At 59.8% G+C, this 18,769-nt stretch carries 17 protein-coding genes; 12 read left to right on the top strand and 5 right to left on the bottom strand.

Translation table 11 applies throughout. The features are described 5' to 3' along the window. Positions 1–2 precede the first annotated feature (2 nt). The 9 genes from mhpA to DLD99_RS14395 all read left to right on the top strand — a co-directional run bounded on the left by mhpA (position 3) and on the right by DLD99_RS14395 (position 8,489). Entirely contained in the window at positions 3–1,754 is a 1,752-nt protein-coding gene (gene mhpA, locus DLD99_RS14445; protein ID WP_114883016.1) for a bifunctional 3-(3-hydroxy-phenyl)propionate/3-hydroxycinnamic acid hydroxylase MhpA, read from the top strand. Next, positions 1,751–2,542, top strand: a complete 792-nt coding sequence (locus tag DLD99_RS14440) for a 2-keto-4-pentenoate hydratase (protein ID WP_114883014.1) — start codon at positions 1,751–1,753, stop codon at positions 2,540–2,542. The genes mhpA and DLD99_RS14440 overlap by 4 nt, the downstream gene beginning before the upstream one ends. Positions 2,543–2,600: 58 nt before the next feature. After that, the gene (locus DLD99_RS14435) at positions 2,601–3,542 is read left to right on the top strand and encodes an acetaldehyde dehydrogenase (acetylating) (RefSeq protein ID WP_114883012.1); all 942 of its coding nucleotides are present in this window, start codon (positions 2,601–2,603) and stop codon (positions 3,540–3,542) included. Between the two features lie 10 nt (positions 3,543–3,552). Beyond that, positions 3,553–4,572 carry a 4-hydroxy-2-oxovalerate aldolase gene (gene dmpG / locus DLD99_RS14430; RefSeq protein WP_114883010.1) on the top strand — a complete coding sequence of 340 codons (1,020 nt, stop codon included), beginning with the start codon at positions 3,553–3,555 and terminating at the stop codon, positions 4,570–4,572. 338 nt (positions 4,573–4,910) lie between these two features. Then, positions 4,911–5,336, top strand: coding sequence for a DUF4259 domain-containing protein (locus tag DLD99_RS14420; RefSeq protein ID WP_114883006.1), 426 nt, complete (start codon positions 4,911–4,913; stop codon positions 5,334–5,336). 669 nt (positions 5,337–6,005) lie between these two features. After that, complete coding sequence (locus tag DLD99_RS14410) at positions 6,006–6,611, top strand: hypothetical protein (RefSeq protein ID WP_114883002.1); 606 nt, start codon at positions 6,006–6,008, stop codon at positions 6,609–6,611. Positions 6,612–6,705: 94 nt separating this feature from the next. Further along, positions 6,706–7,251 carry an NADAR family protein gene (locus DLD99_RS14405; protein ID WP_114883000.1) on the top strand — a complete coding sequence of 182 codons (546 nt, stop codon included), beginning with the start codon at positions 6,706–6,708 and terminating at the stop codon, positions 7,249–7,251. Between the two features lie 324 nt (positions 7,252–7,575). Continuing rightward, positions 7,576–7,737: a hypothetical protein gene (locus DLD99_RS29430; RefSeq protein ID WP_244220740.1), complete on the top strand. Its 162-nt coding sequence runs from the start codon at positions 7,576–7,578 to the stop codon at positions 7,735–7,737. A gap of 98 nt (positions 7,738–7,835) precedes the next feature. Next, on the top strand, positions 7,836–8,489 hold the full coding sequence (locus DLD99_RS14395) for a hypothetical protein (RefSeq protein ID WP_114882998.1): 654 nt from the start codon (positions 7,836–7,838) through the stop codon (positions 8,487–8,489). A 195-nt stretch (positions 8,490–8,684) separates the two neighbouring features. Here DLD99_RS14395 and DLD99_RS14390 read toward each other — a convergent pair whose 3' ends face one another. Continuing rightward, a complete protein-coding gene (locus tag DLD99_RS14390) occupies positions 8,685–9,020 on the bottom strand; it encodes a hypothetical protein (RefSeq protein ID WP_114882996.1) in 336 nt (111 codons plus the stop codon). Positions 9,021–9,220: 200 nt separating this feature from the next. On the opposite strand from DLD99_RS14390, the gene DLD99_RS29425 reads away from it, so the two are divergent. Further along, complete coding sequence (locus DLD99_RS29425; RefSeq protein WP_162803482.1) at positions 9,221–9,316, top strand: NADAR family protein; 96 nt, start codon at positions 9,221–9,223, stop codon at positions 9,314–9,316. Positions 9,317–9,375: 59 nt separating this feature from the next. Here DLD99_RS29425 and DLD99_RS14385 read toward each other — a convergent pair whose 3' ends face one another. Continuing rightward, positions 9,376–9,816, bottom strand: coding sequence for a hypothetical protein (locus DLD99_RS14385; RefSeq protein WP_114882995.1), 441 nt, complete (start codon positions 9,814–9,816; stop codon positions 9,376–9,378). Positions 9,817–10,111: 295 nt separating this feature from the next. Between DLD99_RS14385 and DLD99_RS14380 the strand changes: the two genes are divergently transcribed. Next, positions 10,112–11,971, top strand: a complete 1,860-nt coding sequence (locus tag DLD99_RS14380; RefSeq protein WP_114882994.1) for an ABC transporter ATP-binding protein — start codon at positions 10,112–10,114, stop codon at positions 11,969–11,971. Between the two features lie 37 nt (positions 11,972–12,008). After that, entirely contained in the window at positions 12,009–13,073 is a 1,065-nt protein-coding gene (locus tag DLD99_RS14375; RefSeq protein ID WP_114882993.1) for a YncE family protein, read from the top strand. Between the two features lie 3 nt (positions 13,074–13,076). Here DLD99_RS14375 and DLD99_RS14370 read toward each other — a convergent pair whose 3' ends face one another. From DLD99_RS14370 to DLD99_RS14360, 3 genes are read right to left on the bottom strand one after another with little or no spacing between them, the layout of a single operon-like run. Then, positions 13,077–16,154 (bottom strand): efflux RND transporter permease subunit, encoded by a 3,078-nt coding sequence (locus tag DLD99_RS14370; RefSeq protein WP_114882992.1) that lies wholly within the window; start codon positions 16,152–16,154, stop codon positions 13,077–13,079. After that, a complete protein-coding gene (locus DLD99_RS14365) occupies positions 16,151–17,317 on the bottom strand; it encodes an efflux RND transporter periplasmic adaptor subunit (RefSeq protein WP_114882991.1) in 1,167 nt (388 codons plus the stop codon). The genes DLD99_RS14370 and DLD99_RS14365 overlap by 4 nt, the downstream gene beginning before the upstream one ends. Beyond that, positions 17,314–18,732: an efflux transporter outer membrane subunit gene (locus DLD99_RS14360; protein WP_114882990.1), complete on the bottom strand. Its 1,419-nt coding sequence runs from the start codon at positions 18,730–18,732 to the stop codon at positions 17,314–17,316. Before DLD99_RS14360 ends, DLD99_RS14365 begins: the two co-directional genes overlap by 4 nt. Positions 18,733–18,769: the final 37 nt, after the last annotated feature.

Here is an 18,769-nt window from a genome sequence, read left to right as displayed (position 1 = left end):
TCATGAATAACAAAAACGAGTCTGTAACGAGCGTCGACGTGATTATTTCCGGGCTTGGCCCGACGGGCGCCACGCTCGCGCATCTGCTCGGCAAGCGTGGTCTGTCGGTGCTCGTACTGGAACGCGAGCCCATGTTTTACGGCAACGCCCGGGCGGTCTATACGGACGACGAATGCATGCGCGTCATGCAGGCGGCCGGTGTTGCCGCCGAGCTTTCAGCCAACATGCAAGTCGATACGCCCGCTCAGTGGGTGCTGGCCAATGGCAAGATCCTCGGCCAGTACTGGCGCCTCGATCGCCCCTACGGCTGGCCGATCATCAACTTCCTTTACCAGCCCTGGCTGGAAACCACGCTGAGCGATCTGCTCGAGCGTTACCCCAATGTGCGGGTCGCCCGTGGTCGTGAACTCACGCAGTTCACACAGGATGAACATGGGGTGACCGTGACCCATCAGGCCACCAGCACCTTCCGTTTCAGTGATGCGACGGATGCCCGGCAGGCATCCGAAGTCGATCCTGACCCGCAAACCATTCGCGGGCGCTATCTGGTGGGGGCTGACGGCGGCCGCAGCACGGTCCGTGAGGCCTTGGGCATCGGCATGAGCGGCAAGAACTTTCCCGAACCCTGGCTGGTGGTCGATCTGGAGATGAAAGAAGGCGAGGATGCCTTGCGTCATCTGCCCTACTTCAGCTTCATCTGCGACCCGGATTGTCCGACGGTCTGCTGTCCTCAGCCCGGTCGTTTCCATCGTTTCGAATTCATGCTGATGCCTGGCCAGACGCGCGAACAGATGGAAGACCCGACCGTGGTGCGCAACCTGATCAGCCGTTACGTCGATCCGGACAAGTTCGAGGTCAAACGCAAGCTGGTCTACACCTTCAACGCCCTGGTGGCGAAGGATTGGCGCAAGGGTCGGGTTTTGATTGCCGGCGATGCTGCCCACATGACGCCGCAGTTCATGGGTCAGGGCATGAGTTCCGGTGTGCGTGACGCCTACAACCTGGCCTGGAAAATCGACGCCGTGATCAAGGGGCAAGCCGGTGAGCGGCTGCTCGACACCTATGGCAGCGAACGCTTCCACCATGCCAAGGCGATGATTGATATTTCGGTGCAGATGAAAGACTTCGTCTCGATGTCCAGTCCGGTTTCCAGCCTGATGCGCAACCTGCTGGTCAAGACCGTCCTGGCGACGCCGTTTCTCGGCCGCTATGTTCGCGAAGGCCGTTTCAAACCGGCTCCGACCTATGTCCCTGACAGCTATCTGGGCATGCCACGCCGCCACCGGCGCTCGCCTGAAGGGCGGATGATTCCGCAACCCGAAGTCCGCACCTTCAAGGGCCAGCGTGTATTGCTCGATGATCTGCTGGGCGACGGTTTTGCCTTGATCGGTCTTGAAGTCGATCCACGGGCCCACCTGAGTCAGGCCTCCCGGAAACTGCTGGACATCCAGAACACGCGTTTCGCCACCCTCTTCCCGTTCGGCACCCGTCCGCAGGGCGCCAATACCGATCGCTCCAATACTAAAGAGTTGCTCGAGCTGGAGGACGTGCAGGGCGAGATGGTCGCCTGGTTCAAACGCTCGGGGTTCTCCAGCGGAGCCGTCGCCGTGGTGCGCCCGGACAAATTCACCTTCGCCATGGTCGAGGCCGCGGATCTGGATCGGGCCATCAACGAACTCAAGTTCCAGCTGCAATGGAGCCCCAGTGCTGAAGTCGTCGCAGACGAGCCTCGACTGCTGAGGAAAATCGCATGAGCCAGTTCCCTTTGCAGCCGCTGCAAGACGCCGCCGCAGCCCTGGCCAGAGCACGGGAGCAACGCGAACCCTGTGCACGGATCTCGTCCACTTTCGGTATCGATTCGTTGACCGGCGCCTATGCCGTACAGGAGATCAACACCCAACGGGCCCTGGCCCAGGGACGGCGCTTGGTCGGCCGTAAAATTGGACTGACCTCGGCTGCCGTGCAACAGCAACTGGGCGTCGATCAACCGGATTTCGGCATGCTGTTCGCCGATATGGAAATCGCCGATGGCGGTGAGATCCAGATCAGTCAGTTGATCCAGCCCAAGGCCGAAGGCGAGATTGCGTTCGTTCTGGGCCGCGATCTTGCGTATGAAGATACGACCCTCGCGGAACTGTTGCGGGCGGTGGAGTACGTGGTGCCTGCGCTGGAAATCGTCGACTCGGCCATCGAGAACTGGAACATATCGCTGGTGGACACGGTGGCGGACAACGCTTCATCGGGGCTGTACGTGCTGGGTAAACAGCCGACTCCACTCGCCTCGCTGGACCTTCGGCTGGAAGGCATGCTGCTGGAAAAAAATGCCACCACGGCGTCGATCGGAGTCGGTGCCGCATGCCTCGGCAATCCGGTGGACGCCTGCCTGTGGCTGGCTCGCACCATGGCCCGGATGGGCCGTCCCTTGCAGGCCGGCGACGTGCTGCTCTCCGGCGCCTTGGGGCCGATGACGCCTGTCGTGGCCGGCGACAGTCTGCACTTGCACCTCACCCGACTTGGCCAGATCCGTTGCCGCTTCATCTGACCTGCCCGTCCTTCTGCGCCAGGCTGTCGTGGCCTGGCCAATTTGAGAGATTGCTCCCATGAGTCAAACCAAACTCAAGGTCGCCATCATCGGCTCCGGCAACATCGGCACCGACCTGATGATCAAGATTCTGCGCAACGCCAGACACCTGGAAATGGCGGTAATGGTCGGGATCGACCCTGCATCCGACGGTCTCGCCCGCGCCGAACGCATGGGCGTTGCGACCACCCACGAGGGGGTTGAAGGCCTGATCCGCATGGACGCGTTCAAGGACATCGATTTCGTCTTCGATGCCACCTCGGCTAGCGCCCATATCGAGAACGAAAAACGCCTGCGCTCGATCAAGCCGGGTATCCGCCTGATCGACCTCACTCCGGCAGCTATCGGCCCTTACTGCATTCCAGTGGTCAATCTGGAGCAAAATCTGGATCGACTCAACGTCAACATGGTCACCTGCGGCGGTCAGGCGACCATTCCAGTGGTCGCCGCCGTATCCCGTGTTGCCCGGGTTCACTACGCCGAAATCGTCGCTTCGATCGCCAGCAAATCGGCCGGCCCCGGCACCCGCGCCAACATTGACGAGTTCACAGAAACCACCTCCAGGGCCATCGAAATGGTGGGTGGGGCGTCCAAAGGCAAGGCGATCATCATCATGAACCCGGCCGAACCGCCGCTGATGATGCGTGACACGGTGTTCGTGCTGTCCGAAACCGCCGATCAGGCGCAGATAGAGGCTTCCGTCGAGGAGATGGTGGCGGCCGTCCAGGCCTATGTGCCGGGTTATCGCCTGAAACAGAAGGTTCAGTTTGACGTCATTGCCGAATCGGCACCCCTGAACATTCCGGGGCTGGGACGCTTCAGCGGCCTCAAGACCTCGGTATTCCTTGAGGTCGAAGGCGCCGCCCATTACCTGCCTGCCTACGCCGGCAATCTCGACATCATGACCTCCGCTGCCTTGGCCACCGCCGAGCGCATGGCGCAGTCGATGCTCAACGCCTGAGGGGCCCGACATGACATTCAATCCCGGCAAGAAAATCTACATCTCCGACGTGACCCTGCGCGATGGCAGCCATGCCATCCGCCATCAGTACTCGCTGCAGAATGTTCAGGACATTGCGCGCGCACTGGACAAGGCCAGGGTCGATTCGATCGAAATCGCCCACGGCGACGGCCTGCAGGGTTCGAGCTTCAACTATGGCTTTGCCGCCCATACCGACCTGGAATGGATCGAGGCGGCGGCCGATGTCATCGAGCACGCCAAAATCACCACCCTGCTGCTGCCGGGAATCGGCACGGTGCACGACCTCAAGGCTGCCTATGACGCCGGCGCACGGGTGGTGCGCATCGCCACGCACTGTACGGAAGCCGACGTTTCGAAACAGCACATCGAATATGCTCGCGAATTGGGTATGGACACCGTCGGTTTCCTGATGATGAGCCACATGATCGCCCCTGAGCACCTGGCGGCCCAGGCCCGGCTGATGGAAAGCTATGGCGCGACCTGCGTGTACATGGCCGACTCCGGTGGCGCGATGAACATGCAGGATGTTCGCGAGCGCTTCCGGGCGTTCAAAGCCGTGCTGAAACCAGAAACCGAAACCGGCATGCACGCCCACCACAACCTGTCGCTGGGGGTCGCCAACTCGATCACCGCTGTCGAGGAAGGCTGCGACCGGATCGATGCAAGTCTGGCCGGGATGGGGGCTGGTGCCGGCAACGCACCGCTGGAAGTATTTATTGCCGCCGCCGAACGTCTCGGCTGGAACCACGGCACGGACCTTTACACCCTGATGGACGCCGCCGACGACATCGTGCGTCCGCTGCAGGACCGCCCGGTGCGGGTCGACCGTGAAACCCTGGCACTGGGTTATGCCGGCGTCTATTCAAGCTTCCTGCGGCATGCCGAAAATGCCGCCGCCAGGTACGGCCTCAAGACCCTGGACATACTGGTCGAACTGGGCAGACGTCGCATGGTTGGTGGGCAGGAAGACATGATCGTCGACGTCGCGCTGGACCTTCTCAAGCGCTGAACTGCGCAACATTGCCGGCTTGCCGCCCACGCAGCGGTGGGCCGGTCCTGGATAAGTGCATGTGCCGAGCGCTGTCAGGTCAGCCCTGGTGCGCACCGTCTGACCCGCCAGCTGCTGAGCGCCGCACAGACTTACTCGCAAACGCCGGTAGCAGGTCGTGTGCCATCGAAGGTGCGTATCCAGGACAACAACTTTATTCTTCAGCATGACCGGAACGGCGGTGAAGCGTATGTGCTGATGCGGAACAAGTAATCAGCACTTTTACTTCGCGTACGAAAAAAACCCGCAGGTTGCAACCGCACTTCCGAACTGCGTAAATTCTTGGTGCTGCAGCACCGATGTTAAAGGACGAATTATCGATGGGTACATGGTCAATTCATGCATTTGGGAACGACGAAGCAGCTGATTTTGCTATTGAACTGAGCGAGTCCAGCGATCTCGACCTGATCCAGTCAGCGCTGGAGGATGTAATTGCAGCGGATGAGTATCTGGAGGCTCCAGAGGCGGACCGTGGGATAGCTGCTGCAGCGGTTTTGGCTTTACTCAACGGCCAGGAAATCCCTGGAACCCTTGATGAGGCGCTATCTACTTGGGTGAAGAGTCAAACGACTAAACCAGGTTCGGCTCTGCTCACCAAAGCACAAGTGGTCATTGAGCGTGTGCTATCCGAAAACTCAGAGCTCGCGGAGCTTTGGATCGAGAGTGAAGAATACGAGTCTTGGCAAGACGGACTGCGCCTTATAAAAGCATCGCTAGGTCGATAGTATCGAAAAGAGGACTGACTTAACTTCTCTAGAAAATAAATCAGTCCCCTTTTCTACTTTTTCTCTTTTCTACTTCTACTCAGGGATTCGGCAGTTCTCGTACGCCTCAAGCGGCAGCCCCGACCTGGAGCCAACAACAACACCGGTCAACCCGCAATGAGGGCAACAGGCGTGCCTTTCGTTGTACCACTTTGTGATTTGGGCGGGTTCTGACCATTGGCCGCAGGCGCTGCAAATGCATTTTTCACTCGCGTTAATTTCCTCACGATTGTTCCAACCATGATCGCTGGCCGACTCGTCCAGCCACTGTAGGCGCGCCTTTGTTGCATCATCCATCGAACAGACCTGATCGCTCATTCACATGACGCGATTCTAACGCAGCGCCGCTCAGTGGGTACCGGCGTGAGACGTGCCCGCAGGCATAACGATACAGCCGGAGGTGCGCAAACGTGAAGCGCAACGGCCAAGTGTGCGCAGGCTTGGCCCCCTTATTGTTCTTCCTGTTTTCACAGCAGCGTGAAAAACTGCGCGCTCTCGTAACTCTTTTTTGCCTGCATCGATGGAGCTGCCGATGGACATCATGGATACCCAGCAAAAGAACACCCTCGAAAAGTCACTCAGGCTTGCGTCAGCAGGCTGGCTGGGTAAATTGTCTGGTTTTGGCAAAGCATGACAGAGCACAACGCCAAACTAACCGCAGAACAGGCCTGTGAATTTGTGCTCGGCCTGTCTGACGGCGTCATGAGAGATGGCAAGCCCGAACGTTTTGTCATTCAGTTCTGTGAGCTTTCGGCCAACGGTGATTACTGGGTCATTCGCAGTAACAGTGAGGATTTCGTCGTCCACGGCATGACGCAGCACTGTTACGTCGGTGTTAACGCGCACTTGATCAACGTCAGGACGGGCGAGCATGAGATGGTCGTCGGTTGGAGTGTCGATGATCATCTGCAAGACAAATACGACCTGGAGGCAGCGTCGGGCAACCCGTATGTACTGACTCCGATATTTGACCGGACTGACAAACCGGCACTGGTCAACTTGCGTCGAAAACTGCAATGCAACTACCCGCAAACCCTTGCATTGCTCACGGGGGAACACCGACTTTGGCTCACAGGCAAACGCCGACTTCTTCAAGAAGCGCAGCGAATGCTTCTTGAGCAAGGCATAAACACCCAAATCGAGTTAGTGCCCGATGCGGGTGAGGCTATCGCCATCGATGTCGAGACCTGGTACACCGAAGCGGTATTGAAGGCTGTGCGCAAAAAATTGTGTTGATAGGTTTGAAATGCTCCGAACTCGCACGAGTTTCAACACAAGTGAATGATGTGGTAAACCTCCCGCGCCAAACCCAATTGCCAAGGAAGTCCAATTGCAAGACTCCAAATATCTGGAAGACCTCCGCTCCCGCTTCAACGCCGGAGAGGATCTGAACTATGTCTTTTTCTGGGGACACCAGCGCAGCAAGCACGGCGTAACCGCTTCGTGCTTCAGCCAGAGGTTCGAAGCCGAATTCGTTGTCGACGGGCAACGCTATGCGACTGCCGAACATTTCATGATGGCCGAGAAGGCAGCCTTGTTTGGCGATCAGGACATTCGTGCTCAGGTGCTATTGGCGCCCACACCCAACGCAGCCAAAGCGCTTGGCCGTAAGGTACGCGGCTTCAACGAACACGAATGGCTGGAACATCGATACGAGATTGTCGTCCGGGCCAACCGGGCCAAGTTCTCGCAAAACCCGGAACTGCATGCATTCCTCAAGGAAACCGGCTCCAGCATCATCGTTGAAGCAAGCCCGGTCGACAGCATCTGGGGCATCGGGCTCGCCCAGGATCACCAAGACGCAAGCAACCCCGACCTGTGGCAAGGCCTGAATCTGCTTGGGTTCGCGCTGATGCAGATCCGCGACGAAGAATGAGTCGCCCAGGTCGCGGTGGCTTTTAACCTTGACTTGAGACGGGCTAATCGTAGTCCCCTCCGACCCAGTGGTTTATCGCGGCCGAAAACACCAAGACCCGTTACGAGCATCAGCTGCCACTGACGCATTAGGTCTGCTCGCTGCTGGAGCGGTACCGGAATTGGCAGGCAGGAAAGGGCTACAAGGGCGCGTTCTTGTTCCCGACGCGGTCGGGGGAGTGCCTAAAATGGCTAGGACTGCGCCGTGTTCACCCGGCCGGGGAAGGACGCGTGGACAAGCCACTACTTGCGCAAGGTCGCCCAGACCGGCTGAACAGATCTCGGTGTGAACTTCCTGATCGGCCAGATGCTGGTGAACCACACGATAACTCGCAATGTGCAGATGCGCTACTACACCAGATGGGACACGTCGCGGATGGCGGTCGGCAAAAAGTTGAAGCTCGGCGAAGAGAAGACTCGACAGGTCTGGAAAGCCGGTATGGCTTGAATTGATGATGCGTTAGAATCCCAACGAGATGCTGCTTGACCATAATTCGAGTACTTATGGTTCTTCGGCATAGCCGGACAACCATTTAAGGACAGAACATGCTCGATGGGAAAGCTGCCGCTACTTATCTCCTCTCTGCCGCAGCTTTGCTTGGGCCGCTGGCTTACATATTGTTCGCATTCCACGAGATGGGCCGGCTTGAGTATTTTGATGCCCCCATCGATTTTTTGCAGATGTCGTCTTTTGGAATTCTTCCAGTCGTAACAACTGTTTATCCAGGAATTCTCTGTACATTTTTAGTAGTAGGGCTTCTCTCAGGGGTTAGGTTTGCCAGAGGCGGTCAGCGACAAGTCTTGATAATCGCCGCCTGCACGTACGTCTCCATGATTCTCTATTATCTTTCTCTCACTTTGATATGGCAGTTGGTTTTCGGGATTGCTTCGGTCATTGGTGCTTCCGCCGCGATTTTCATGAATCGTCACATGCCGGATATAGGTAACGAGGAAATGGATCCTGAGAAAGATCCTCAGTCAAAAGAGTTAAAGCATTATTCAACCATGAAGAACTTCGCTCTGATATTTGCGGGTGCCGGAGTATTTGTGCTTTTTTTTCAGCTGCTGGAAAAAAAGATGCTGTTATCCAAGAGCAATATTGGGTGTTCGGCGGTGAGGTGGTGCTTGGCTTCTATGGTGATCTTGCGTTGGTGGCGGAGAGAAACGATTTTGAGGTTGGTCCAAAATTTCGTATCGTAGAACTGAAATCTATTAGCGGGACGATGTCATTGCAGCGCATTGGGCCACTAAAGCCGGCACCTATGTGGAAAAAGAATAGAGGTAAAACTTTGCCGGAAAAGCTTGTTGACAGTCCCAGTTCCATTCTATAGATTACAGTTAAGTTGCGATTTTTTCGCGAGCAAAGCCCGACTCTAGAGTCGGGCTTTTTAGTTTCTACATATCTGCAAGTGCAGGTGCAGGGAAGGCTGGGTCAATGCGTTCCAGCGCTTTAAGACCCTTCGCAGTAATTACATGACTTGGACCAATTCTGTATTGCCGGTCATGAACAAAACCTTCTTCGATCAGGAAATTCAGTGCTTGTTTAGTCTCGGTAGATAGGCGGTCATATTCTTCACTGAATTCACGTCTCCCGTTGACCGTTACCGGTTCTTCATCAGTCAAGCCGATGCTATTTGGGGTTGGGTGAAAAGCCGCAGGGAATTTGCTGTGCAAAGCTTTAAGAACATTGGTGGCCACGGTGTCGAATCGTTCGATGTGCTCGCTTGCCATAAACAGTCTCCATGTTGATTTGAGCTGTCAAAATAGCATGGCTTTCACACTCTGATTGTGAGTTCGTCAACCGCTTCACTCTTGCCTGGGTATTAGCCGGGGCTTTTCGTTTTCGGCTCCACCACACTCATCGCTCTGAGCTGGGAGTGCTGCTGGAGCCGGGTCTAATGCACTCCCACCTGTCAGGGTCTGTGTGAAAGTTGTTTAACACCCATAAAAACGCGAGCAATCCCGACCTGTGGCAAGGCCTGAATCTGCTGGGGTTCGCGCTGATGCAGATCCGCGACGAAGAATGATTTGCCCAGGTCGCGGTGATTGACACCGCGACCGGCACACAGAAGTGAAATCGTAAACCTTACGCGGCCGCCCTCTCGTGCTCGCTTTCATGGACGTAAATCCACGAAATACCCGATGGTGAGTTCTCATCAAGACGCATGAGCGCCGAGTCGACCTTCTTCTTGGTGATCCCGTCCTTGACCAGGTCGAATACCGTCAGGAAGAAGCCACCGGGTAGCGGCGTGATCGAGAGGTTGGTGATATGCGATTCGGGGCTTCCGGCACGCTTGCCATGCAGGCCCCACAGTCGCTCCCAGTAGTCGGCCCGTTCCATGATCTGGCCATCCGTGAGCACCACGCGAAAATCGTCCGCCAGCGCATCGTACAAAGGCTTAATGGCGCCTTCCGATTGCGAAGACATGCCGCGTGACCACGGGAAAAACAGGTTGTACCAGCGATACACCTCGGCTTCGACGAGTGCTGTTTTGTCTGAGGTTTCGAGTGTTCGATTGCTTGCCATCTGCGTTCTCCTTAACAAGTGAAAAGGCACGAAATCTCCGTTGCGCATCGAGCGAACGATGCTCCGCGCCTTTCAAGATCCATCCTGAAAGCTGCGTCACCGGTCTCAGCTAAAGTGATCGTTTCCCAAGGGCTGCTGTCACTTCGCTGACCCGGATAAAAATAGTCTTTACCCTGTTGGATAGTATTGAGAACTGACCAATGGTCAAAGATGGCCGAGCGATCGCTGTCCTCCTATCCGGGGCCAGCGACGAAGATGGCATACTCCCCTGAACCTGATCATTTCGGAGACCCTTATGCTTCGCGTGTTTGAACGCAGGCTCGATCCTTTCCCGCCCGACGAGGCGCCGCCACCGCCCGTTGGCCTGATGCGTTTTCTGTGGGCCTGCACCCGGGGTGCCCGTGGCTACGTGCTTGCGCTGGCGCTGCTCAGTGCCAGCGTGTCGATCTATGAAGCCTGGCTGTTTTCGTTTCTCGGGCAAGTAGTGGACCTGCTCTCGACCTGGCAGGCCGGCGGCGCCGCGAGCGGTCAGGAAAGCCGTGTGCTGTGGGGCATCGCCATCGTCTTGCTCACGAGTATTGGCCTTGTGGCATTGCGCACGATGGTCCAGCACCAGATTCTGGCGATCAACCTGCCGCTGCGCCTGCGCTGGGACTTCCATCGCCTGATGCTGCGGCAAAGCCTTTCGTTCTTTTCCGACGAGTTCTCCGGCCGCGTCACGACCAAAGTGATGCAGACCGCGCTGGCCGTGCGCGAAGTGCTGTTCACGATCATCGAAATCGCCCCCGGTATCGGCGTTTATTTCATTGCGATCATCGCCCTGGCCGGTGGTTTTGCCCTGAAACTGATGCTGCCGTTCATTGCCTGGGTCGCCCTGTTCGGGCTGGCGATGCTGTATTTCGTGCCGCGCCTGGGACAGGTCGGGCAGGAACAGGCCCATGCGCGCTCGTCGATGACGGGGCGTATTTCCGACGCCTACACCAACATCACCACCGTCAAACTGTTCTCGCACTCCAACCGTGAAGCGCACTTCGCGCGGGCGGCGATGGAGGACTTCAAGCTCACCGGGTTCCGCCAGATGCGTCTGGTCAGTCAGTTCGAGATCGTCAATCAGGCCCTGGTGGTCGGGCTGATCCTGGGTGCCGGCGGTTATGCCCTGTGGCTCTGGCATCAGGGTCAGGTCGGTGCGGGTGCGGTGGCCGCGATCACCGCCATGGCGTTGCGGATCAACGGCATGTCCCACTGGATCATGTGGCAGATGACCTCGCTGTTCGAAAACATCGGCACGGTGCAGGACGGCATGGCCACCCTCACCCGCGGCCCCAAGGTGCAAGACGCGCCCGACGCCGGCGTGCTGGTGCCTTCCGGCGGCGCCGTGACCTTCGACAACGTGCACTTCAACTACAACGGCGAACGTCAGGTGCTCGACGGTTTGAGCCTGCACATCCGCGCCGGTGAAAAAATCGGTCTGGTGGGCCGCTCCGGGGCCGGCAAATCGACGCTGATCAATCTGCTGCTGCGCTTCTACGATGTCGACAGCGGTACGATTCGCATCGACGGGCAGAACATCGCGCAGGTGACACAGGACAGTCTGCGCAGCGCCATCGGCATGGTCACTCAGGATACGTCGCTGTTGCACCGCTCGATCCGCGACAACATTGCCTACGGGCGCCCGGACGCCACCGATGCGCAGGTTCACCGCGCTGCGATCAACGCCCAGGCCGACGGCTTCATCAGCCAGCTGAGCGACCGCCAGGGTCACACCGGTTACGACACCCTGGTCGGCGAGCGCGGCATCAAGCTGTCCGGCGGCCAGCGCCAACGTATTGCCATCGCCCGGGTGATGCTCAAGAACGCGCCGATCCTGCTGCTCGACGAGGCCACCAGTGCACTGGATTCCGAAGTCGAAGTCGCCATCCAGGAAAGTCTGGATGAAATGATGCAAGGCAAGACCGTTATCGCCATTGCGCATCGGTTGTCGACGATTGCCGCCATGGACCGGCTGATTGTCATGGACGAGGGCCGCATCATCGAACAAGGCACCCACGCCGAGCTGCTGGAACGAAACGGCACCTACGCGCGGCTCTGGCAGCATCAGAGCGGCGGTTTTCTCGGTGAAGATCAAGGGCTGGATGAAGCGATGGACCGGGCATGAACCGTTCCTGCCGAACACTGAAATTTTGAGGTTTTGAATGGTATTTGCAAAAACCTGGCGAGCGCTTGCCATCCTGACGGTCTGCCTGTCCGGCACCCAATATGCCGAGGCCGACGCGCCGCTGCTGTACACCCTGAACGCCGCCAAGGCATTGCCCGGTGACGGTCACAGTTGGGGCTTCGCCGCCCTGCAACCACAGAGCGCGCAACTGTTCGTGGCCCGCCGCGAAAACGGCCTGTCGGTGTTCGACGTTGATAAGCAGAAACTGCTGAAGACCCTCGACAACTCCGCCGGCGCCAACGCCGTTGCTTTCGTGCCGGAACGCAACCGCGCCTATATCGCCAACATGGATGGAACGCTGGGCATCGTGGCGCTGGACCGCCTGCAAGTGCTGCAACGGCTCAAGCTCGATTCGGGCAACCTCAACAACCTTGTCTACGACGCCAGCCGCGACCGGCTGATCGTCACCAGCGGCCGACGCGGCGATCATTCGACGCTGTACCTGATCGATGCGAAAACCGATCGCCTGACCGATGCGGTGGACATTCCTGCGCAAAAGCTCGACGGCCCGGTGATCCTTGAAAACGGCCACTTCATCGTCCCTATGCGCGACGAAGATAAAGTCGCCGTGCTTTCAGGGGCGAAGCTTGAACAGCAGCAATTCTGGACATTCAAGGGTTGCAGCAAACCCAGCGCACTGGCCGTGGACAAATCGCGTCAACGCCTGTTCGTGGCTTGCCGTGGCGCTGACCCGACTCTGGTAGTCGCCGACCTGAAAACAGGCAAGACCTTGAGCACCCTGCCCATCGGCCGCGCCGTGAACGCGCTGGCTTACGATCGGGAGAAAGACCAGTTGCTGGTGCCCAGCGGCGCCGACGCCAGCCTTGCGATTGTCCAGCGCGACGATCAAGGGCAATACCAATTGCGCGGCACTGTCGGGACCCGGCCATGGGCGCACAACATGGTGCTGGACGCCCAACGCGGTCAGGCCTACCTGTTCACCGCCGACTTCACCCAGCCGGCGCCGAGCCGGGAGCAACCCAAACCCGACCCGGCGTTTCACCCCGACACCTTCACCGTCCTGACCTACAAGGCGCAGTAAACGTCAGGAAGCCTCGATGACCTCGGCGGCGTGTACCTTGCGCCGCCGACGCTCGAACCACAGGTAAACCACCGGAGTGGTGTAGAGCGTCAGGATCTGCGAAACCGCCAGGCCACCGACAATCGCAATGCCCAGCGGCTGACGCAATTCCGAACCGGCACCGTGCCCGAATGCCAGCGGCACCGCGCCCAGCAATGCCGCCAGCGAAGTCATCAGAATCGGCCGCAAGCGCAACAGGCACCCTTCCCTCACCGCTTCACGGGGCGACAAGCCACGCTGCTGCGCCTGCAGGGTGAAGTCGACAATCATGATCGCGTTCTTCTTGACGATGCCGATCAGCAGAATGATCCCGATCATCCCCAGCACCGACAGGTCCTGCCCGCACAGCATCAAGGCCAGCAGCGCGCCAAAACCGGCGGACGGCAAGGTCGAGATGATCGTCAGCGGGTGAATCGCGTTTTCATACAACACGCCGAGCACGATGTAGACCGTCAGGATCGCCGCCAGAATCAGCCATGGCTGCGACTTCAGCGAATCCTGAAACGCCTGGGCCGTGCCCTGGAAACTGCCCGCCACGGTGTCAGGCATGGCGACCGCCAGCGACGCCTGATTGATCGCGCTGACCGCCTCGCTCAAGGCATGGCCCGGCGCGAGGTCGAACGACAGGGTAATGGCCGGGAACACGCCCTGGTGGTTGATGATGATCGGCACCTGCTCGGTCTTGAGGCTGGCCAAAAGATTCAACGGCACCAACGCCCCGGAGCTTGCGCGAACAAACAGATGCTCAAGGGTCGCGGTGGACGTTTGCCAGCTCGGGTCCAGCTCCAGAATCACATGGTTCTGATCCAACTGCGTGAACATGGTCGCGATCTGCCGCTGGCCGAACGCGTCGTACAGCACGTCATCGATGGCCTGTACGGTCACGCCCAGGCGCGCAGCGGTCGGACGGTCGATCACCAGCGTCGATTGCGGGATGGCTTGCTGCTGGTCAGAGGTGACGTGCTGCAATTGCGGCAAGGTCTTGAGTTTGGCCAGCAGCACCCCGTTCCAGTGATCCAGCTCGACGCTGTCCGGGTCCTGCAGGGTGTATTGATACTGGGTCTTGCTGGCCCGGCCGCCGATCTGGATGTCCTGGTTGGCCTGCATGAACACCTTGACCCCGGACAATCCATCCAGAGCCGGCTGCAAGCGCCGGATGACCTCGGCAGCACTCGCCGTGCGCTCACTGAACGGCTTGAGGTTGATCATCACCTTGCCCTGACTGACCGTTGGGTTCGGGCCGATCCAGAAATACACCCGCGCCACTGCCGGGTCCTGCCCGATGATCTCCGCCGCACGGTTGACCTGCGCGCGCATGGCCGTCGGCGAAATGTCCGCCGCCGCTTCCGCCACGCCTTGAATCAGGCCGTTGTCCTGCTGCGGGAAGAAGCCCTTGGGAATCCCGACATACAGCACCGCCGTGGCCGCCAGCGTGGCGATGGCCACCGCCATGGTGATGCGCTGATGATCGAGCACCCAGTCCAGGCTACGCCGATAGCCGTTGTGCAACCGGTCGAAGACGCGCTCGCAGGCCTGGGCGAAACGCCCTTCTTCCTGATCGGCATGGGGTTTGAGCAGCCAGGCGCAGAGCATCGGGGTGATGGTCAGCGAAACGATGCCGGACATGATGATCGCCACACTGACGGTCACCGCAAACTCGCGCATCAAACGCCCGACGATGCCGGACATCAACAGGATCGGCAGGAACACCGCAATCAACGACACCGTCATCGAGACGATAGTGAAGCCCACCTCGCGCAAGCCATCGACTGCCGATTGCAGGCGCGACTTGCCCATCTCCAGGTGTCGGACGATGTTTTCCATCACCACGATGGCGTCGTCCACCACGAACCCGACGGCAATCGCCAGGCCCATGATCGACAGGTTGTCGAGGCTGTAGCCGAGCAAATACATGACGCCGAACGTGGCCACCAGCGACAGCGGAATGGTCAGGCTGGGAATCAGCGTGGCGGTGGCCTTGCGCAGGAACACGAAAATCACCACGACCACCAGCGCAATCGACAGCAGCAAGGTGAACTGCATGTCATTGACCGACGCTTCGATGGTCTGGGTGCGGTCGCCCACCACTTGCACCTGCACGTCGCGAGGTAAGGACGCGGTCAGCTCGGGCAACTTGGCCTTGATCGTGGCGATGGTCGACAGCAGGTTGAAACCCGGTTGCTTGTGGATGTCGACGATGACCGTCGGTTCGCCGCCCAGTTGCGCGGCTTGCTGGGTGTCCTCGGCTCCGGCGATCACCCGGCCCAGATCGCCGAGCTTGATCGGCATGCCGTTTTTATAGGCAACGACCTGGTCGCGATAATGCTGAGGATTGAGCAACTGGTCAGTCGCACCAAGGGTGATCGAACGGCTCTGGCCATCGAGGGTGCCCTTGGGTTGATCGAGGGTGCTGACGCCGATGACACTGCGCACATCTTCCAGCGTCAGGCCGCGAGCGGCCAGCGCATCGGGATCGATCTGCACGCGCACCGCCGGTTTCTGCTCGCCATGGAAATCCACCAGCCCGACGCCGGGCATTTGCGACAGGCGCTGGGCAATGTAGTTGTCGGCGTAGCGATCCAGTTCCGGCAGCGTGCGGGTCGGCGAAGTCACCGCCAGCGACAGCACGGTGCCTTCGGCCGGGTTGACCTTGTTGAAGGTCGGCGCGCTGGACATGGTCTTGGGCAGGTTCGGCGTGGCGGTGTTGATCGCCGTCTGTACGTCCTGCGCGGCGCCGTCGATGTCCCGCGACAGGTCGAACTGCAGCACCACCTGGGTCTTGCCGGCGGCGCTGGACGAGGTCATCGAAGTGACTTGCGGCACGGCGGCGAAGGCCCGTTCCAGTGGGGTTGCCACCGACGAGGCCATGGTTTCGGCGCTTGCCCCGGAGAGTTTGGCGGTGACCTGAATGGTCGGGAAATCCACCGTCGGCAGCGGCGCTACCGGCAACTGGAAGTACGCGAAAGCCCCGAGCAGCATGACGCCGAGCGCCAGCAGGCTCAGCCCCACACGCCGTTGAATCAGTCCGGCCAGCGCATTCATCGGGCGGCCTCCGCCAGGTCGGCGCTGGTGTCAGTCTTTACCGGCATCACCTTCAACCCCGGCGCCACCCGCGACTGGCCCTGCACCACGACGGTTTCGCCGGCATTCAGGCCCTGACGAATCCACTGCTTGCCATCCACCACATTGGCGGCATCCACCAGACGCGGCTGTACCCGCTGATCGGCATCGACCACGTAAACGAAGTTACCCTGACGCCCCAGTTGCACCGCATCGGCGGGCACCACAGCCACGTCGCGATGGGTCTGCACCAGCAGCCGCGCACTCACCAGTTCACCCGGCCACAGTTTCGCATCGGCATTGTCGAACTGCGCCTTGAGCTGGATCTGCCCGCTGGCCGCCGTCACCTGGCTGTCGATGAAGCTCAGATGACCTTTGGCGATTTCCTGCTGGCCATCGCGGGTCATCGCGACCACTTGCAAGGCACCTTTGGCGTTCTCTTCGAGGATCTCCGCCAGTTCATCCTGGGAGACAGCGAACGCGACGGAGATCGGATTCATCTGGGTGATCGTCACCAGCCCTGTCGCCTCGGCACCGTGGGCAATCGCGCCGACATCCAGCAGACGCTGGCCGGTGCGGCCGGTCAGCGGCGCCTTGACCTGAGTGAATTCCAGTTGCAGCCGCGCCGCATCCAGCGCCGCCTGGTCGGCTTGCACCGTCGCCTGTTGCGCGGCCAGTTGCGCGCGGTAGGTGTCGACATCCTGAGTCGGGCCGGCCTTGGCCGCCGCGAGTTTGCTGGCCCGGTCGAGATTGACCCTGAGGTTCGCCAGTTGCGCCTGATCCTTGGCCAGCAACGCCTGAGCCTGGGCGACCTGGGCCTGATAGACCCGTGGATCGATCACCGCCAACAGGCTGCCGGCGGTGACGGTCTGCCCTTCGTTGAACAGGACTTTCTGTAACTCGCCGTCCACCCTCACCCGCACATTCACGCTGTTGAGCGCCTGCACGTTGCCGATGGCACTGATCCACACCGGCAGATCCTGACGGCTGACCTTGCTCATCTGTACCGGGATCGCACCGGCATCAGTTTTTACCGGCGCAGCGTGAGCCTGTTTGATCCATTGAAAACCGCCGACGGCCACCGCCAGCGAAAGAGCCGCGACGCCCAGGAAAACGGTGCGACGACGTGGGTGCAGGACAGTCATGGATGAGTCACCTGAACAGAAGAATTGAGTGCCAGAGCGTCAGCGGAAAAGTCCCCGCCCAAGGCCCGGAACAGGCCGACCGCCGCTTGAAGGTGTTGCAGACGAACCTGCAACAGCGTGTCTTCGGCCTGATATTGCGTGCGTTCGACGATCAGCAGCGTCTGGAAGTCGGTGGAGCCGAGGCGATAGCGAACCTGCGCCAGACGCGCCGCTTCCCGTGCCGAATCCACTGCCGAGGCGTTCAACGCGTAACTCTTGTCGAGCTCGCGGGCGGCGCTGATCTGGGTTTCGACGTCTTGCAGGGCTTCGACGATGGACTCGCGATAACTGGCGGTCAGTTCCTGAACGTGAGCCTGATCGAAATGCAACTGGCCCTTGAGTTGGCCACCGGCAAACACAGGCTGGCCAAGGGTGCCGATGACGCTCCAGATCTGCCCGCCGGCGAGGGTGTCGATCCCGCCCAGCAGATCCAGTGACAGGTTCGGCAGGAACGCGGCACGGGCCACGCCAACGTCGAAGTTGGCGGATTTCAGCCGCGCTTCGGCAGCCTGAATGTCTGGCCGCTGACGCAGCAGGCCGATCGGCAGGCCAGTCGCCGGTTGCGGCACTTGCAATGCACCGAGGCTGTCGCCTTGCAAATGGAAGCCCTCGGGCGGCGCACCCACCAGCACCGCCAGTTGATACAGCGCCTGATCCCGTTGCTGACGCAGAGGTGGCATCGCCGCTTCAAAGGTCTGCATGGCGTTGCGCTGCTGGGCGACTTCGAGGTTGGAAACGGCGCCCTGACTGGCCTGGATTTCCACCAGATCCAGCACCTGGCGGGCATCGTCGGCTATCGACTGGGCCAGACGCAGGCGCTCTTCCAGCGACAGCACCTGAAAGTAACTGTCGGCAATGCTCGCGCTCAGGCTCATGCGCAGGGTCTGGGCATCGAACGCGGTGGCGTTGGCCAGCGCATCGGCGGAATCGGCGGCGGCGCGCTGTTTGCCCCAGAAATCCACTTCATAGGTGGCTTCGGCAAACACGCTGCGTTTCTGCGTGGTGCCGTAGTTGTTCTGGCGCTGATAGTTGCCGCCCAGATTCAGCGCCGGATATTGCCCGGCGCCGGTGACCTGCGCGGAGGCCCGCGCCTCGTCGATACGGCTGATCGCGGCTTTGAGGGTGAAGTTGGAGGCCAGCCCCCGGTCGATCAACTGATCCAGCTCGGCACTGTGAAACTCGCGCCACCATTGCCCGCCCGCAGCGGATTGACCGCCAGAGGCCGCGTTCCACTGCTGGGCCAGCGGCAACTCGGGCTGCCGATATTCGGGCACCATCGAGCAGCCGCCGAGCGTCAATACGCCCAGCAGAATCAGCGTCGCCGATGATTGAAATGCAACGCGCCGTCTGCGCGCCTTGGTCTTTGGAACCGACATGAGCAAGCTGTCTCCCCGCTTGAGCCTTTGTGGAGCG

The sequence above is a fragment of the Pseudomonas kribbensis genome (genome assembly GCF_003352185.1).
Lineage (GTDB): Bacteria > Pseudomonadota > Gammaproteobacteria > Pseudomonadales > Pseudomonadaceae > Aquipseudomonas > Aquipseudomonas kribbensis.
This window is presented reverse-complemented; position numbering and strand designations above follow the sequence as displayed.

What these genes read in the sequence shown, in the direction of transcription:
- mhpA (WP_114883016.1), top strand. Translation starts at nt 3, where the DNA reads ATGAATAACAAAAACGAGTCTGTAACGAGCGTCGACGTGATTATTTCC.
- DLD99_RS14440 (WP_114883014.1), top strand. Translation starts at nt 1,751, where the DNA reads ATGAGCCAGTTCCCTTTGCAGCCGCTGCAAGACGCCGCCGCAGCCCTG.
- DLD99_RS14435 (WP_114883012.1), top strand. Translation starts at nt 2,601, where the DNA reads ATGAGTCAAACCAAACTCAAGGTCGCCATCATCGGCTCCGGCAACATC.
- dmpG (WP_114883010.1), top strand. Translation starts at nt 3,553, where the DNA reads ATGACATTCAATCCCGGCAAGAAAATCTACATCTCCGACGTGACCCTG.
- DLD99_RS14420 (WP_114883006.1), top strand. Translation starts at nt 4,911, where the DNA reads ATGTTAAAGGACGAATTATCGATGGGTACATGGTCAATTCATGCATTT.
- DLD99_RS14410 (WP_114883002.1), top strand. Translation starts at nt 6,006, where the DNA reads ATGACAGAGCACAACGCCAAACTAACCGCAGAACAGGCCTGTGAATTT.
- DLD99_RS14395 (WP_114882998.1), top strand. Translation starts at nt 7,836, where the DNA reads ATGCTCGATGGGAAAGCTGCCGCTACTTATCTCCTCTCTGCCGCAGCT.
- DLD99_RS14390 (WP_114882996.1), bottom strand. Translation starts at nt 9,020, where the DNA reads ATGGCAAGCGAGCACATCGAACGATTCGACACCGTGGCCACCAATGTT.
- DLD99_RS14385 (WP_114882995.1), bottom strand. Translation starts at nt 9,816, where the DNA reads ATGGCAAGCAATCGAACACTCGAAACCTCAGACAAAACAGCACTCGTC.
- DLD99_RS14380 (WP_114882994.1), top strand. Translation starts at nt 10,112, where the DNA reads ATGCTTCGCGTGTTTGAACGCAGGCTCGATCCTTTCCCGCCCGACGAG.
- DLD99_RS14375 (WP_114882993.1), top strand. Translation starts at nt 12,009, where the DNA reads ATGGTATTTGCAAAAACCTGGCGAGCGCTTGCCATCCTGACGGTCTGC.
- DLD99_RS14370 (WP_114882992.1), bottom strand. Translation starts at nt 16,154, where the DNA reads ATGAATGCGCTGGCCGGACTGATTCAACGGCGTGTGGGGCTGAGCCTG.
- DLD99_RS14365 (WP_114882991.1), bottom strand. Translation starts at nt 17,317, where the DNA reads ATGACTGTCCTGCACCCACGTCGTCGCACCGTTTTCCTGGGCGTCGCG.
- DLD99_RS14360 (WP_114882990.1), bottom strand. Translation starts at nt 18,732, where the DNA reads ATGTCGGTTCCAAAGACCAAGGCGCGCAGACGGCGCGTTGCATTTCAA.